The sequence below is a fragment of the Chryseobacterium sp. POL2 genome (genome assembly GCF_011058315.1).
Lineage (GTDB): Bacteria > Bacteroidota > Bacteroidia > Flavobacteriales > Weeksellaceae > Soonwooa.
Genome location: NZ_CP049298.1, coordinates 1,508,246 through 1,524,996, shown reverse-complemented (window position 1 = coordinate 1,524,996; position 16,751 = coordinate 1,508,246). Strand labels below are relative to the sequence as shown.

Below are 16,751 nucleotides of genomic sequence, written 5' to 3'. Positions count from 1 at the left end.
AAAAGAGTTAAAAGTGAAAATTGCTTTTAACTTTTTTTGATGAAGTATATCATAGAGTAAACAAGAAAATTTGTTTTGCTAAAAATCACCTTATTATGAAAAAAATGATTCTTGCAATGGCGCTTATGCTAAGTGGCTTTGCGTTTTCACAATATTATCAAGATACTTATCCAGATTATTATGGTTACGAATATTATGATAATCAATACAGTTATCCCGACGATTATTATTACAATTATCCATCGGATTATTATCCCGATGCCTATTATCAAAACTATTATAACGATTACACCAACAGTATTTCTGGAGTCAATTGGAATAGATTTTTTAATACCTATCGATTAGCACCTTGGCAAGTTCAGGCGATTATTAACCTTAATAATAGGTTTCCGTCTTATATGGCGTGGAGTGCTTATTATGGCATGAATCCTGACCGTTGGTACTACGACAGATTTTATGAGTTGGAAAGAATTCTTGGACCTCGGGTTTTTGTAACGTACAAAAAAAAATATTATAAAGGCGTAAGCCCAATTGTATATTTCCAAAATTATAGAACGACCTATTATGTTGTACATTATCACGTTCGTCCGAAATATAAAAATGTTAATATTAATAAATACTACGTAGACCGTTCGAATTTTAATGATAGTTGGAAATCTACAAGAAATGTAGCCATGTTGGATACTAAATCTAATACTATTCGTTCTAATAATGATGGGGTTAGAAATCAAAATATGATTTATGATAATGATAACCGTTCGGGAATAAGAAATACAAATGGAAATTCCCGCAACCAATCGATGATAGAAACGGCTAATCCAAATTCTAACATCAGAAATAATGAGGTAAGAAACATTAGAAATTCATCTGATAATTCAAACAGAGATTTGAAAGAAAGTTCTGTGAGAAATACCAGAGATGTAAGATCTAACGGGTCAGAAATTAGAAAAAATTCAAGAAACTCTACACCAAGCTCTATGAAAAGCTCAGGCAATAGAGGATCTCAAAGAAATAATGTGGATGGTTTGAGAAGTACCAAAAGTACTTCGAGAGGAAGGTGAGTTTTTTAGTGTTTGTGTTATTTTGGGAATGGAGAAAGTTTTTTTAGCTTTCTCCATTTTAATTTAGTTATGCTTGAGATTAATTTAACATATTTTAATATTTAATGATTTAACTTTAATATAATTAGGCTGTCTAAAAGACATAATGATAAAATTAACTTTTAAATTTAAAACAATGAGAAAAATAATTTTAAGTTCAGCATTCGTCGTATTGGGAACTTTCGCTTTCGCACAACAAACAACGCCCATGGCAAAAATTAAAAATCTAGAGGCAAAACATCAAAACTATGAAGCCAAACAACAAGAACGTTTAGCAAAGATGAAAACAGATCTTAGTTTGACAGATGCACAAGTTGTAAAAATCAAAGAATTGCAAGACAAAAAAAGAGCGGCAAAAGCAGAAGAAATGAAAATGCAACGCCAAGAGATGAAAACAAAAATGCAAAAAAGTGATGAGGATATGAAACAAATTCTTTCACCAGAGCAATACACAAAATGGAAAGAAATGAAAAAACAAAAAATGGCTGAACATAAGCAAATTAGAAAAGCTAAAATGGAGACAGCTAAATAATTGATATGCAAAATCAAGAGTAGGAGTGAACAAGCGTTTACTCCTATTTTTTTGTTAAATAAAGTTAAATATTTATTATATTTGAAGCTAGAATAAAATATTATGGTTTCGGAAAAAATTATTAAACTTATTAATGAGCAAATAACTAAAGAACAATATGCGGCACAGTTGTATTTATCGATGTCTGCATGGTGTTACGCTCAAGATTTAGAAGGTATGGGGAATTACTTTAGAGTACAATCCAAAGAAGAGTTAATGCATTCCGACAAAATGTTTGACTATATCAACAATATTGGCGGAAAAGTTATTTTGGGCACAGTGGATGCGCCACCCCATAATTTCAATAGTGCAGAAGAGATTTTTGAACAAGCTTTTGAACATGAAAAATTAGTCACACAAAGCATTTTCAGTATTGTGAAAGCAGCAACAGAAGAAAGTGATTTTGCAACCACAACTTTTTTGCAATGGTTTGTAAACGAGCAGGTGGAAGAAGAAGCCAGCGCATCGCTTTTGGTTACAAAAATTAATCGTGTTAAAGACAATCCGTCTGCAATGTATCTTTTTGATCAAGAATTGGCACAACGTGTTTTCGCACCAGACAATGGTGCAGCTTAATTTATTTTAAAACCTAAATAACTACCAAATCACAATATGTTTAAAAAAATATTAATAGCCTCAGCTAGTATTAGTTGTGGCTATTTTTTATCGCAACAATATCAGGTCGCAAATATTCCTACAGAATTGCGGAAAAACGCCAACACTGTTATTCGAAAAGATTCTAAAATCTATACGATATCCGCATTTGATAATCTCAATATCAAATACAATAAAGCGACAACCATCCTCAATAAATCGGGAGAGAAAAACGCCCATGTGGTCATTCATTATGATAAATTTGATAGGATAAGTGGTGTGAAAGTCAAAATTTTTGATGAGTTCGGGAAGCAAATTCAATCTTATTCTAAAAGTGATTTTCAAGATGCAAGTAGTACAGGCTCTTCTGGATTATACACAGACGATCGAGTTTTGTATTTAGAAGTTACAAATGCTAATTATCCTTATACCATAGAAGAAACTTATGAGCTAACTACTTCCAGTACAGCTTTTATCCCAGAGTTTATGCCGTATCGTACAACCAATGTCAGTACAGAAAAAGCAGAATTAAAACTTATTAATAAATCTGGTGTTAAGCTTCGTAAAAAAGTAAATCCAGTGTCGTATGCCAAACTCGAAGAATCGGGAACCGAAAACGAGTTTACGCTTTCGTATAGCAATGTTACTGCTTTGAAACAAGAAAAATACGCTCCGAGTATTTATACATTAATACCACGGACTGAATTTTCTTTAGAGAAATTTAGTTTGGCTGGCAAAAAAGGAGATTTAACAACTTGGAAAGATTTTGGAATTTGGTATAATACTTTGCTAGAACCAGTCTCCACGATAACGCCAGAAATTCAAAAAGAAGTTGATGATCTTAAGCTTGAAGGCACCGTTTCGGAAAAAGTAAAAACGCTGTATCAATATATGCAAAATAAAACGCGCTATGTCAACGTTGCTATCGGCATTGGTGGTTGGCAACCATTGCCTGCGGATGATGTGCGAAGAAAAGGTTATGGCGACTGCAAAGGTCTTACCAACTATATGCGTGTTTTGTTGAAAGCAGCCGGGATTCCCGCTTATTATGCCATTATTAATTCTGATTTTACACCGAAAAGATTTGATGCAGATTTTCCTAAAATGGCAGGCAATCATATTGTGTTAATGGTTCCGACAGAGAAAGGAAATGTATGGCTGGAAAATACATCTCAAAATATTGCTTTTAACCATATCGGGATTAATAATACTAACAGAAATGTACTATTGGTTAAAGAAGATGGTATAGAGTTGATGGATACGCCAACCTATAAAACCGAAGATAGCCACGAAAAATTAAAATTATCCGCTAAAATTTTTGAAGATAACTCGATAACTGGTGTTGCTGATTTTAATTTTACAGGCGGATTGTACGATTATATGCTATTCATGGCGAATGCCGCAAAAGATGATCAAAAGAATGCTTTGAAATCGATATATTCGAATCTGAAATTCCAAGATTTGAATATTCAGAAAGTTGACAATAACCGCGATATAGCAAAACTGAATCTTAATTTTGATTTTAAAGCGAATAACTATTCCAAAAAAATGGGAGATGATATGTTTTTCAGCGTCGTTCCGTTTATTGAAAGCGGATTTTATTTAGATTCTTCCGAAGAGCGCTTTAGCCCAGTGGAAATTCCGTTTGCTTACCACGATCATTATGAGATTGAATACAGTATTCCTCAAAATTATACAATTGCAACAATTCCCGAGGCAACAAAGTTGAGATCAGAATTTGGAGAATATCAACTTTTAGTAAGTCACAAAGAAGGGAAAGTCGTAGTAGAAAGACAGATGAAACTTAACAAAATGTTGTTGCAACCTGAACAAATTAAGGCTTACCAAGAATTCAGAAAAAAAATTAACACCACAGATAACGCGAAAATATTATTAAACAAAATTTAATTTATGAAAAAAAATATACTAATGACAGCGATGTTGTTTGGGACAATGCTTTTTGGACAACATAAATTCTTAAATATTCCAAAACTTGATCAAAACGACATTATAGCGACTGCCAATACTTCGGATCCCAAAGCGCCTGCCGAAATATTATTTAATGCATATCATTTTTTAATTGATAATACGGGATATATGACGCTCGAAGTTATCAAAAGAGTTAAAATTTATGATAAAAATAATGCTAAAGAATTTCTAAATGTAGAGATTCCTCTCAGATATAATGGTGGCGACCGCGAGTCTGTTAGCGGATTGAAAGCTGCAACCTATAACTTTGAAAACGGTAAAGTTATTACAACAAATATTGATAAAGAATCCAGATTCAAATCCAACGAAACCAAAAATGTTGATATCCTGAAATTTGCTTTTGCAAATGTTAAAAATGGCTCTGTCTTAGAATATAAGTACAAATTTAGTACACCATTTTATTATGCGATTCCGCGTGTTATGGTAGAAGCGTCGGTACCTGTTAAGTATTTTGAATATGTTTTTGATTTTCCCAATTATCTAGGATATAGCGTTAACTATCAAGGTTCTCTAGGACCAACGCATCGTGATGTTGGCGAAAGACATTTGTATGGCGAAAGTTACAAAACCGTGAGATATGCGTATGAAAATATTAAAGCTTATAAAGACGAAAAATACGTTTACAATGTTGATAACTATCGTACAGCGATTCGCGCAGAATTAGCAAGCACCAACTTTCCGATTACAGATGGAAATAATGTGAATGAAGTAAGAGGGGGCTTCAAATCATATTCAGTGACTTGGGAAGATCTTCGAAAAACAATTTTGAAAGAAGACGATTTTGGTATCGAGCTTGGGAAAATGGGCGCGGTAAGAGATTTGTTGCCTTCTGATATTAAATCTATTCCCAATGAAGCAGCTCGTGCAGATGCTATTTTAAAATTTGTTCAAAAAAATTATACTTGGAACAAGAAAGTTACAGGTTGGACAGAAGACGGCATTCGTAATTTAATCTCAAAGAAAATCGGAAATTCAGCAGAAATTAATTTGTTATTAACAATGTTGATGAGAAGTGCCGATCTCAAAGCGAATCCTGTTATTCTTCCGACTAAAGAGCGCGGTATTCTTAACTTTATTTCGCCGTCTTTGTCTCAGATTAATTATGTGTTGGCTTCTGTAGATATTGCTGGAAATCTTAAGTTTTATGATGGCACGTCAAAATATTCTTCAGCCAATGTTTTAGCACCAAGAGCTTATAATTATTACGGCTACCTTATCCGCGAGAAAGAAGGCGTGCAGGTTAATATTGTACCCGATGGGAAAAGTTCGACAACGCAAATTGTGAATGCTAAATTCAATACCGACATTAGTTTTTCGGGCGATTTTTCGGATACAGATACGAAGTTGTACGCATTAGCCTCTACAGAATCTTATGAGAAAGATGCCGACGACTATTTTAAAAATTATAAGGAAGATTATAAATTCCCAATAGAAAATATGAAAGGCGAGCGCCAAGAAAACGGAAATTTTATTACGAAATTCAATTTTAATGCTGATAGTTTTGTAGATGGTATTAACGGAAAATACGTCTTCAATCCGTTATTATTTTTGTACCGAAAAAATCACGATTTCGATCAGGAAGATGCAAGAAGATCGCCTATAGAAATGCTTTCTGGTTATGACCGTGTTAAAAAAGTAAACATCGAATTGCCAGATGGCTATGTTTTTGAAAATCTTCCGAAATCAAAAAAATTCCGTACAGAAGATAATTCGATTGTTTATAATTATGTGGTAACACAATCGGGAAATAAGTTAACGGTAGAATCGACTGTTTCTGTTGATGATCCTATTTTTCCAGCGGCATATTATCCAGCTTTCAAACAAGTTTTTGATCATATAACCAATATGGAAGCTCAGGTGGTAACGGTTTCTAAAAAGTAACAAAAAAGGACTTAGAAAAACCTAAGTCCTTTTTTGTTTTTAAACATAAATCAAAACGCATTCTAAAACTTTTTTTCCAAGCTTTTCAAATGCAAGTCTGTAAGCTTCAATTTGTTTTTGATGGTCATCTTTTCTTTCTCCAGTTTTAAAATCGATGATAATAAAACCATTTTCTGTTTCTAAAAGTCGATCAGGACGCAAAACCTTTATTTCATTATTTTCAGAAATCATAATATCGCGCTCGCTGATGCTTTTCGTCTCTGGGAGAAAATACTTGCCATATTCGTCAGAATTTACAATTTGTAAAATTCTATTTTCTATTTCTATGCGTTCCTGAGAAGTGAAAAGTCCTTCCAACTCATAACGTTCCAAAACCTGCTGAACATTCAGTTTTGATTTTATTTTAGCCAAAATTTCATGAACAAAAATACCAAGTCGAACTTTCTCAATTCTATTTTGATAACTTTTGCTAGGTGTGGCTATTTTTATAGAATCAGGATTCTTATTTTCTTTTGTTAATGCGTTGATGGATAGCTTTTCAACGGTGTTTTTAGGTTTGTATTTTTGCTTTTTTAAGTCCGATTCGTCGATAGGATAGAGATCGAATTCATTTACCGCTTCATCATTTGCAGAAACTGGTTTTTTAGTTTCTATAAAATCCAAAATTTCAAGATGATTAGCCGATTTGTTTGGTTTTTCTAAGTAAAGATAAAGCTGTTCTACCGCGCGCGTGGTCGCAACATATTGTAGGCAAAACCGATCAATTTTATTTTTATATTCATTGTCTTGGTTAAAGGCTAACATCTCTTTGTCGTACTCCAAAAGTTTTTGGTTGAATCCAGAAATATTAACTTTTTTCAGCTCGTCAGAACTTCCAAGATCAAACCATTCCGAGAATTTGGCATCTTTATTTTCGTTGCGCATCGGGAGCATCACAACCGGAAATTCCAAACCTTTGGATTTGTGTATGGTCATCATTTTGACTGCGTCGATGTTTTCGCTGGCTTGTATGCTTTGGTTAATGCCTTCTTCTTCCCAATATTTTAAAAAATCTTGGATGGTTGCACCCGCATTTTGAGTATAATTAAACAGCATTTCCAGAAAGTTTAATAAGAAGTCAACCTCTTTATTTTCGACGGAGAATGTTTGTAAAAAATGTTCAATATAGTTGTAGAGGTTTAAGTTCAAAATATTTTCTGAACTAAGGTCTAGATTGTATTTTGCTTTTAATTTAGCATTAATTTCATCGAAGTTTTTAGTTTCGAGAATGTATAAAACTTCTGTAGTAAAGTCTTTTATTTCTATTCGACCAATGTGGTTGAGGTAATATAAGTTTTTTATGAAAAATTGAAAATTGTTGGGATGTGTTTTCCAATTTAAAAATTCGATTAAAGCTTTTATAGTGTAAGATAATCCAATGGTTAATCCGCTGTCAGAAATGCTTTTGATGTATTGTTGTTGTCCTTTGTAATCTACAAGTTGTTGTCCCAAAAGATCTGAAAAGTTGAAAATGTCCGAATTTCCTCGGCATAAGATACAAATGTCAGAAAACTCAAATCCGTTGTCAATACAATTCTGAATGTCATCGCGCATTTTGACAACTGTATCTAGATAGTAGATTTCTTTTTTATCATTTTCGATGAGGTTGACCCGCACGCGACCATTGATTTTGGATTGTGCATTTTGTGTTGCCGCTTCCCCAAAAATATATTGATGGATGGGTTTCAGATCTCGGGAAATACTGTAATATAGCTGATTGTTGAAGTCAACGATGTTTTTTGCACTTCGCCAATTGTGTTCCAGATTGACAATTTCTGCTTTCTGATAAACCTCTTCGTTATGGCTGATAATGTCCAACATCAACTGACTTTCGCCACCACGGAATCTGTAAATACTTTGTTTAGGATCGCCGACCAAACTAAAACTTGTATTGTTACTCGCAATGGCGTTGTCTCGCAAAGGTTTGAAATTTTCCCATTGCATTTTTGAAGTATCCTGAAATTCATCAAAAAAGAAATGCTGAAACTGCGTGCCGACTTTTTCATATATAAATGACGAAGGTTCCGATTTTAGGTTTTCATTAATCAGCACATTGAATTTTGATAACAAAACCAAGTCGTTTTCGGTTTCGATATCTTTTAGTTTGTTTTGTATATCGGCATTCACTTTTAGAGGAAGCAGTGCGTCAAGTATTTTTTTATTTCGTTCGATGTTAATATACTTGGCGATAAGTTCCAGCCGAATTTCCAATAATTTTGACAACAATGCCTGGATGTCAGCATCTCGTTTTTTGCCTTTTGCAGAAGCGCCTTTGTTGAAATTTGCTAAGGCTTTTTCCTCATTGCCAGGAAGTGGAAATGTATCGCGTTCGTCCCGATAAAATTTAACGACTTCATGAAAGAATTTGGCAATACTTCCGACATTACCTCCAGAAAAATCTTCTATGTTAAGATCTTGTGCTTCTAATGTTTGGATAATTTCTTTCGCTAAAACCAAAGATTGGTTTTTGTCATTTTTTATCTGACTTCGTATTTCTTCTTTTTTCAGTTCGTAAGCCTCCCATTCGAAATCTTTATTTTCTGAAAGCGCTTCATAATGTGTATCGCTAATGAATTTTTTTGCAGAATCGTATAGATTTTTATTAATGTTAATTCTCGTTTCGTTGTCCAAACCGTAGTTGACAAAATCCATAAAAGCTTCAGAAACCTGATTTTCATCACCAATTTCATTGAGCAATTGGTCAACAGCTTCTATTAAAAAAGGTTCGGGATTCATTTCCAAATTGAAATTTTGAGCAAGCCCCAATTCGTAAGTGAAACTTCTTACCAGACGCGCATTGAATTTGTCAATCGTGCCAATATTTAAAGTCGAGTAATGGTGCAAAATGTAATCTAAAACCTGTTTAGCACGATCGTGCAAATCATCTATGCTTATATGAACACCTTCTTGGTCAAATTCTGATTTGATGCTTTGTAATTCGGGGTTGTCTGTATAATTTTCTTTTGTAAATGCGTGCAGCCATTCGAGAATTCGCTCTTTCATCTCATTGGCTGCTTTGTTGGTAAATGTCAAAGCCAAAATATGACGAATATTATCGGCTTGTTTGGGATAACGCAAACAGATTTTCAGTAAGTTTTTTACAAGACTATAGGTTTTGCCAGAGCCAGCCGATGCGTTGATGACAAGATAAGAATTTTGCATTCTGAAGAAATTTAGGCACAATTTAGCCTAAACTTGGAAATCTTCAAAATTTAGTCTTCTATATTATAGGTAAGTCTGAAAGATTTTCTGTGATGAATTGTAGGCCGAATTCCATCAAAGCACGTTGATGGGCTTTGGTACAATAGCCGAAGTTTTTCTCCCAAGCGTATTGTGGATATTGTGCTGCGAGGTCTATCATCAATTTGTCTCTGTAGTTTTTTGCAATAATTGATGCTGCTGCGATGGACAAAAATTTTGAATCGCCTTTTATAATACAATGGTGAGGAATGTCATTATAAGGATTGAATTTGTTGCCGTCAACTAGGATAAGTTCTGGTCTTGTTTTTAGTTGGTCAAGTGCCAAATGCATGGCGTGAATGCTAGCCTGCAAAATGTTGTGTTTGTCAATGTATTCTGGCGGAAGTTCTGCAATTGCATATTCTACAGCGTTGTTTTTGATATAAGAATCTAGTTCATTTCGCTGTTTAAATGTTAATTTTTTTGAATCTTTAATGAATTTTTGGTTAAAATTTTGATCGATTATAACCGCAGCAGCGACAACAGGACCGGCCAGACAGCCTCTTCCGACTTCATCGCAACCAGCTTCTATTAGCTTATTTGTGAAACTTTTAGAAAGTTTTACTTCTGTGTTCATTTGGCAAATTTATTAATAAATGAAGTATTTGTTAAATAAAAATTAAGAATTTTTTAACTTTTTTATTGTTTATATTCAGAAAGTTTTGCAAATTTGTTTTATTGAAAAATTTAATTTGATATGAAAAAATTAACAGCTAGCGTTTTAGCAGTAGTGTTAAGCTCTTCAGTTGCGATGATATCTGCGCAAACTAAACCGAGCGACACTGCAAAAACAACGGAAATTGGCGAAGTTATAATAACTGGGGCCATGGGGATTACAAAAAAAGCGGATGCGATAACCTCAGCACAACAAGTTGTGAGTTCAGAGATGTTAACTCAAGCATCTAACCCAAATATTGTTCAGGCATTATCTGGTAAGGTAGCAGGCTTAACAATTAATTTGAATAATAGCTCTGTTAACAGCTCTAGTTCTATACAATTGAGAGGTATTCGTACTATTTCTGGTAATAATGATGCATTAGTAGTTATTGATAATGTGGTTTCAACTGCAACTATTTTACAAGGACTTCCGCCAGATATTATTGAGTCAATTAACGTTATTAAAGGGGCACAAGGTGCAGCATTGTATGGTTCTGATGGAGGTAATGGTGTTATTATAGTTACTACAAAACGTGGAGCCAAAAATAAAATCTCAGTCGTGTATAATGGCTCAATTGATTTTGAAACTGTCGCCTTTTTACCGAAACGACAAACAAAATATGGACAAGGTTGGGATAAAGCCCGGGATCAATATGAGAATGGAGCTTGGGGGCCTGTTTTTGATGGGAGTATGACTGCTTATGGTCTGCCATTATATGACTATAATGGTGATGGATTTATTTCATTAGATGGTATTGGTTGGGGAGATGATGCGTCAACAACATCTGGTGATAATCCAGCAGCAATTATAAAGCCTTATTCTGCAAGAACTAATGAACTTAAAAACTTCTTTAAAACTGGGACAACTTTCAGCAATGGTATTACAATTAATGCTGGGAGTGAAGGTAAATATGCCATGTTAAGTTTAAATAATTCTCAAAGAGAATTTATTGTTGAAGGAGACAACTCTAGCGTAACGTCTGTTCTTTTTAAAGGAGGCGCAAAAGTGGATAAGCTAACATTTGATGGTTCAATAAATTATTCAAGGGTTAACTTTACGCAAACAACAACAATGTTTGATGAAACATCTAATGATTCTCTATATTGGACACTATTACAGTCGAGTGTTGATATTCCTATTACAAGCTATAGAGATTATCCAGAAAGCGCGTATGCATGGAATATTTATTATCAGAATCCATATTGGAGAATGAAGCATGTTAGACAAGACTATAAGAGGGATAATTTTAATATTACGGGATCTGTCGGATATGAAATTAATAAAAATATTAATATTAAATACACAGCGAATCTTCAGAAAAGAATATCTTCATCAACAAGTCATAGAGATGCTTTCTCAAAGGCTAATTACAATGAAGCGGCTTCACCATACGTGAAAGCAATTACGTCAGCTTTATTTATTGATAAAAGAGAGAATACAGGCTATTATGGAGATTTAATGTCTAATTTTAATTATGATCTTACTGATGATTTGAATTTTAAATTTAATTTGGGTTATAATTATCAAGAGCATAAATACGAAATTATGCAAAATGGAGGGTCTGCATTAGCTGTACCTGGAGTATATAATATGTCTAACGTTACTTTGCCATTGTCTTTTGGCTCTGCATCATTAACTAATGGACACTATAGAAAGAATTCGCATGCTGTATTTGCAAATTTGGATTTGGCATATAAAAATTATTTATTTTTAAATGCAACTGCAAGAAATGAATGGAGTTCAATTTTACCAAAAAATAACAATAGTTATTTTTACCCTTCGGTAGGACTTTCGTTTGTTCCAACTAAAGCATGGCAATTCGGTAGTGATGTACTTACTTATATGAAGGTTTCAGGTAACTGGACAAGAGTTGGAGGCACTGGTCCTATTGACTGGTATTCTATTAATAGAACAGCAGAGCTTGTTGCAGGTTTTCCGATGAATAATGTTAATAGTTATAGAAATGGTATGGTTCAGGTGGATCCTAATATTAGACCAGAATTTACCACTACGACTGAAGCTAACATAGACTTAGGTTTTTTCAAAGATAGAATTAGGGTAAATGGTTCTATTTATAAACAAGATACTAAAGATTTGATTACTGATCAAACATCGTCATCAGCAGCTGGTATTAATGTAAAGAGAATTAATATTGCAAAAATGACTTCTAAAGGAGCCGAGATTAACTTAGGATTAACACCAATAAAGACGTCTGATTTTAAATGGGATATCAATGCAGGTTATTCTTATAATGAGTCTATTGTTGATGATATTATGGACGGAGTAGATGAGATTGCTTTAGTATCAGGATCAACATGGGGGATTTATGCTCAAAAAGGTTCTGTTTTTCCAATGTTGAAAGTATCCAAAATGCAGAGAGATGATCAAGGTAGAATAATTATAAATGCTGCAAATGGCAATCCATTATTATCTTCTACTCTTGAAAATGCAGGTAGTACAGTACCAAAAAGTGTTTATACATTTAGTACTAATTTGTCATACAAAGGATTTAAATTAGGTGCAGTTGCTGACTATCGTTATGGTGCTAAATTTATAGCAGACGTTAAAAGTGGTTTAGCATTTAATGGGTCGCTATTTGATTCGGGAGAAGTTGATAGAGAGAAAGGTGGTTTTATTATGCCAAATTCAGTAATTTCAGATGGTAATGGCGGATATACACCAAATACGACGATTAAAACTGGAGGGAATAATTATTCATCAGTAATTACGTGGTTTAGTGGTAACTTTGCAAATTATGGAGAAAACTTGTTGGCAGATGGCACAGCGTTTAAAATAAGAGAAGTATCTTTGTCTTATACCTTGCCTAAAGACATGATGAAAGCTTATGGGATGGAAGAAGTTACATTTGGTGTTTATGCAAGAAACCCATTCCAAAAGTTTGCAGATAATAACTTAAATTATGCAGATCCAGAAACTAGTTTCTATTCTGGTCAAGGAAGAGGTGTTGCGTCACGTACACAATATCCAAGTACAAAAGTTTATGGTTTCTCTTTAAATCTTAAATTCTAATTTTTAATTTAACATTATGAAAAAATATTTTTTATTAGCACTTGCAGGAACAGCGCTTATCTCTTGCCGACTAGATGATAACTTGGATCCTAATAAAGTTCTAGCAGAACAAGTTGCTCCTAGCTTGAGACTTTCAGGAGCTTCTACGACGGCATATGCTGTTCAAGCAGGTAGTATGAATGGATTAGGAAATGCATGGACTAATACTTGGTCTGGTAATTTTGCTCAATTTGGTAATCCTTTTACAACAGAATCAAATCTTGAAATCACTACAACATATCGTGCGACTATATTTCAAGATATATATAAGGCTGTAACAAGATTTCAAAGAATTATAGATTTTGGAAATGATTATGCTAATTATGTTGCAATTTCTAAGATTCAAAAAGCATATTATTTACAATATATAGTGGATCTCTATGGTAATATTCCCTATACAGAAGCATTTAAGGAATTAGAAAATCCAACACCTACATATGATACTGATGTTAATGTGTATAAAGGTCTTGTAGCTGAACTTATAGATGCTAGAAAGCTTATAGATCAATACGCTAATGTTCCTTCACAATCAGTCTTAGCTACTTCAGATCCAATATTTAAAGGAAATATGTCCAAATGGAAAGAATTTGCTAATACGGTTTTATTGAAATACGCTGTACGATTAGCAAATACTTCTAATGCTGATGGAGTTGCGCTTAGAAATCAAATTATTGCAGAACTAGCTGGTGCTACATTCATTTCTAGTGATGTGACGATTAATCCTGGATATAGCAATGCTTCGTCTGACTCTCAGAATCCATTATATTTTAACTTTGGTAAAAGAACCAATACAGGTGCAGTTAATACCAACGGTTATTATCTAATGACAGCTTCTGATCATGCAGTGAAGGTATTACAAGGTGATGCGACAAAAATCACAAGTGGTATTTCTGACCCAAGAATTGCCTCTTTGTTTACGACTGGTAAAATGTATAATGCTACAGCTGCAGGAGGGACAGTTGGTTATTATGGTTATCCTCAAGGAATGTCCAATGATGATTATAAAGTTTTTATGGGATATACAGTTAATGCATTAAAACCATCACTTACTAATTTTTCTTTCTTAGGGGGGACATTTGCAGCTGATAATGGTGCGATGGAAAATGGATATTTAATGTTAAAATCAGAAAGTGAATTTTTACAAGCAGAAGCTGCATTAAGAGGATATGCAGGGTTCTCTAGTGATCAAAGTCATTTTGAAAACGGTATTAGAAATTCATTTACATTTTCAAAAACAGCAGATGCTTCTGCTTATATTGAAGATATAGCATCAAAAAATAAAGTGGGCTGGACTGGTTCTACAGATGATAAAATCGCAGCTATCCAATATCAAAGATGGGTTGCTCTGATTAATTATAACGGTATTGAATCTTTTATTAATTATTTGAGAACAGGATATCCAGAAACTCCACTAGCAACAACAACTGTTAGAGCTAATAAACCATGGAGACTTCTCTACCCAGCTTCAGAATATTCAAATAATAGTGCAAATGTGCCAGTTGTTAATCAAGCTGATGCATTTGTGAAAAATAACTTTACACCATTTATATATAAATAGTTTTGTTATAAATATTTCAAAACCGCCTTCGGGCGGTTTTTTTATTTTCGTAACTTTGCGAATATTTTTAGAGAATGAATATTAAAGACAGTATACAGCAGAAGGTTTCTGAAATTGTTAATAATCTATACCAAGTTCAGGATATTAAGCTTGAGGTACAACAAAATAAAACCGATTTCGAAGGGGATTTCACTGTCGTGGTTTTTCCATTGGTCAAACTACTTAAGAAAAGTCCAGATGCTATCGGGCTAGAATTAGGGAATGAGCTTACCAACGAAGTGGATTATATTGACAGTTTTTTGACCGTAAAAGGATTTTTAAATCTTAAAGTTAATAACACTTTCTTTTTAGATAATTTTGAAAATACATATTCAGATTTTGATAATGTAGAAGCAAAAAATCAAACGGTAATGGTGGAATACTCTTCGCCAAACACCAACAAACCGCTTCATCTCGGACACATCAGAAATAATCTTTTAGGTTTTTCGGTAGCACAGATTTTAGAAGCAGATGGTTATGATGTTATAAAAACTCAAATTATCAACGACCGTGGCGTGCATATTTGTAAGTCGATGTGGGCATGGGAAAAGTTTGGAAATAATACAACACCAGAATCAGAAAATCTTAAAGGCGACAAGTTAGTTGGTAATTTTTATGTAGAGTTTGATAAAAACCTAAAATCAGAAGTTGCCAAATTAATTGCTGAAGGCATTGATGAAGAAACGGCTAAAAGACAAGCACCGTCAATGTTAGCAGTACAACAAATGTTGCTTGATTGGGAAAATGGTGTAGAAGAAGTTCGTGATTTGTGGACCAAAATGAATTCGTGGGTTTATGCTGGATTTAACGAAACCTATCAACGATTAGGTGTTGCCTTCGATCAGGTTCAATACGAAAGTAATACTTATATTTTAGGAAAAGATATCATACAAGAAGGTCTTAGAAACGGAGTTCTGTTCAAAAAAGAAGATGGCTCAGTTTGGGCGGATTTAACAGATGAAGGTCTCGACCAAAAATTGTTGTTGAGATCGGACGGTACTTCTGTATATATGACGCAAGATTTAGGCACAGCGGTTGAACGTTTTAAGGATAATGACATTCAGAAATTAATATATACAGTTGGTAACGAGCAGGATTATCATTTCCAAGTATTGTTTTTAATTCTTAAAAAATTAGGTTATTCTTGGGCAGAGCAATTATTCCATCTGTCTTACGGCATGGTAGAGCTTCCTAATGGAAAAATGAAATCTCGCGAAGGAACTGTTGTAGATGCGGATGATCTAATGCAAGAAATGTATTTGACAGCCAAGGAAAAATCTCAGGAGTTAGGAAAACTAGAGCATCTTAATGAACAAGAAAAAGAAGAATCTTATGAAAAAGTAGGAATCGGGGCGCTTAAATATTTTATGCTGAAAGTCGATCCGAAGAAAAAAATGCTCTTCAATCCAGAGGAAAGTATAGATTTCAACGGAAATACAGGGCCTTTTATTCAATATACTTATGCCCGTATTCAATCTTTGTTATCAAAAGCTAATTATCAGAAAGCTGAAATATCCAAAGCGTACGAAATTAACGCAAATGAAAAAGACTTGATAATGACACTTTCTAATTTTAAAGAAGTTATTTCAAAATCGGCAGAACAGCTAAGCCCTGCTTTGGTTGCGAACTACGTTTACGATTTGGTGAAAGTATATAATTCTTTCTATCAAAATAATCCAATCTTAAACCAAGAAGATAAAAATATCGTACAATTCAGGTTGCAAATTTCAGATTTAACAGCCAAAACAATTAAAAAGTCCTTGTCTTTACTCGGAATCGGTGTTGTTAATAGAATGTAATTCTTGCCTATTAAAAATTAAAGCTGTCAATTTTGGCAGCTTTTTTTATACATATATAAGTGTATCTCAACATTCAGTACTCATTCAGTTGTGTAAGATTACAATTTATAAGATAAACATTATATATAAATTAAAGCGAGCTTCTTTTATTCACACGAATAATCAATTGTTGTGGAAAAAAGCTTTTTATTCATAAGTGTTTGATAATTAGTAT

General features: G+C 33.6%; 9 protein-coding genes and 1 pseudogene. 8 read left to right on the top strand and 2 right to left on the bottom strand.

The window, feature by feature from the left end:
* The first annotated feature begins 95 nt into the window (after nt 1-95).
* The 5 genes from G6R40_RS06965 (at nt 96) to G6R40_RS06945 (ending at nt 6,135) form a co-directional block, all read left to right on the top strand.
* Nucleotides 96-1,061, top strand: a complete 966-nt coding sequence (locus G6R40_RS06965) for a hypothetical protein (protein WP_165133421.1) — start codon at nt 96-98, stop codon at nt 1,059-1,061.
* Between the two features lie 247 nt (nt 1,062-1,308).
* A complete protein-coding gene (locus G6R40_RS06960) occupies nt 1,309-1,632 on the top strand; it encodes a Spy/CpxP family protein refolding chaperone (protein ID WP_165133418.1) in 324 nt (107 codons plus the stop codon).
* 102 nt (nt 1,633-1,734) lie between these two features.
* A complete protein-coding gene (locus G6R40_RS06955; RefSeq protein ID WP_165133415.1) occupies nt 1,735-2,247 on the top strand; it encodes a ferritin in 513 nt (170 codons plus the stop codon).
* A 36-nt stretch (nt 2,248-2,283) separates the two neighbouring features.
* Nucleotides 2,284-4,173, top strand: coding sequence for a DUF3857 domain-containing transglutaminase family protein (locus G6R40_RS06950; protein WP_165133412.1), 1,890 nt, complete (start codon nt 2,284-2,286; stop codon nt 4,171-4,173).
* Between the two features lie 3 nt (nt 4,174-4,176).
* Nucleotides 4,177-6,135: a transglutaminase domain-containing protein gene (locus G6R40_RS06945; protein ID WP_165133409.1), complete on the top strand. Its 1,959-nt coding sequence runs from the start codon at nt 4,177-4,179 to the stop codon at nt 6,133-6,135.
* 39 nt (nt 6,136-6,174) lie between these two features.
* On the opposite strand, the gene G6R40_RS06940 is transcribed toward G6R40_RS06945, so the two are convergent.
* Together G6R40_RS06940 and G6R40_RS06935 are read right to left on the bottom strand one after the other, a co-directional pair.
* Nucleotides 6,175-9,336, bottom strand: coding sequence for a UvrD-helicase domain-containing protein (locus G6R40_RS06940; protein WP_165133406.1), 3,162 nt, complete (start codon nt 9,334-9,336; stop codon nt 6,175-6,177).
* A 50-nt stretch (nt 9,337-9,386) separates the two neighbouring features.
* Nucleotides 9,387-9,991, bottom strand: a pseudogene (locus G6R40_RS06935) (ribonuclease HII).
* Nucleotides 9,992-10,111: 120 nt separating this feature from the next.
* On the opposite strand from G6R40_RS06935, the gene G6R40_RS06930 reads away from it, so the two are divergent.
* The 3 genes from G6R40_RS06930 to argS all read left to right on the top strand — a co-directional run bounded on the left by G6R40_RS06930 (nt 10,112) and on the right by argS (nt 16,537).
* A complete protein-coding gene (locus G6R40_RS06930) occupies nt 10,112-13,102 on the top strand; it encodes a SusC/RagA family TonB-linked outer membrane protein (RefSeq protein ID WP_165133403.1) in 2,991 nt (996 codons plus the stop codon).
* 16 nt (nt 13,103-13,118) lie between these two features.
* Complete coding sequence (locus G6R40_RS06925) at nt 13,119-14,699, top strand: SusD/RagB family nutrient-binding outer membrane lipoprotein (protein WP_165133400.1); 1,581 nt, start codon at nt 13,119-13,121, stop codon at nt 14,697-14,699.
* A 74-nt stretch (nt 14,700-14,773) separates the two neighbouring features.
* Nucleotides 14,774-16,537 carry an arginine--tRNA ligase gene (gene argS, locus G6R40_RS06920; RefSeq protein WP_165133397.1) on the top strand — a complete coding sequence of 588 codons (1,764 nt, stop codon included), beginning with the start codon at nt 14,774-14,776 and terminating at the stop codon, nt 16,535-16,537.
* The last annotated feature ends 214 nt before the right edge of the window (nt 16,538-16,751 follow it).

Coding starts and splice junctions, on each gene's coding strand:
- argS (WP_165133397.1), top strand. CDS start 14,774: ATGAATATTAAAGACAGTATACAGCAGAAGGTTTCTGAAATTGTTAAT.
- G6R40_RS06965 (WP_165133421.1), top strand. CDS start 96: ATGAAAAAAATGATTCTTGCAATGGCGCTTATGCTAAGTGGCTTTGCG.
- G6R40_RS06960 (WP_165133418.1), top strand. CDS start 1,309: ATGGCAAAAATTAAAAATCTAGAGGCAAAACATCAAAACTATGAAGCC.
- G6R40_RS06955 (WP_165133415.1), top strand. CDS start 1,735: ATGGTTTCGGAAAAAATTATTAAACTTATTAATGAGCAAATAACTAAA.
- G6R40_RS06925 (WP_165133400.1), top strand. CDS start 13,119: ATGAAAAAATATTTTTTATTAGCACTTGCAGGAACAGCGCTTATCTCT.
- G6R40_RS06945 (WP_165133409.1), top strand. CDS start 4,177: ATGAAAAAAAATATACTAATGACAGCGATGTTGTTTGGGACAATGCTT.
- G6R40_RS06930 (WP_165133403.1), top strand. CDS start 10,112: ATGAAAAAATTAACAGCTAGCGTTTTAGCAGTAGTGTTAAGCTCTTCA.
- G6R40_RS06950 (WP_165133412.1), top strand. CDS start 2,284: ATGTTTAAAAAAATATTAATAGCCTCAGCTAGTATTAGTTGTGGCTAT.
- G6R40_RS06940 (WP_165133406.1), bottom strand. CDS start 9,336: ATGCAAAATTCTTATCTTGTCATCAACGCATCGGCTGGCTCTGGCAAA.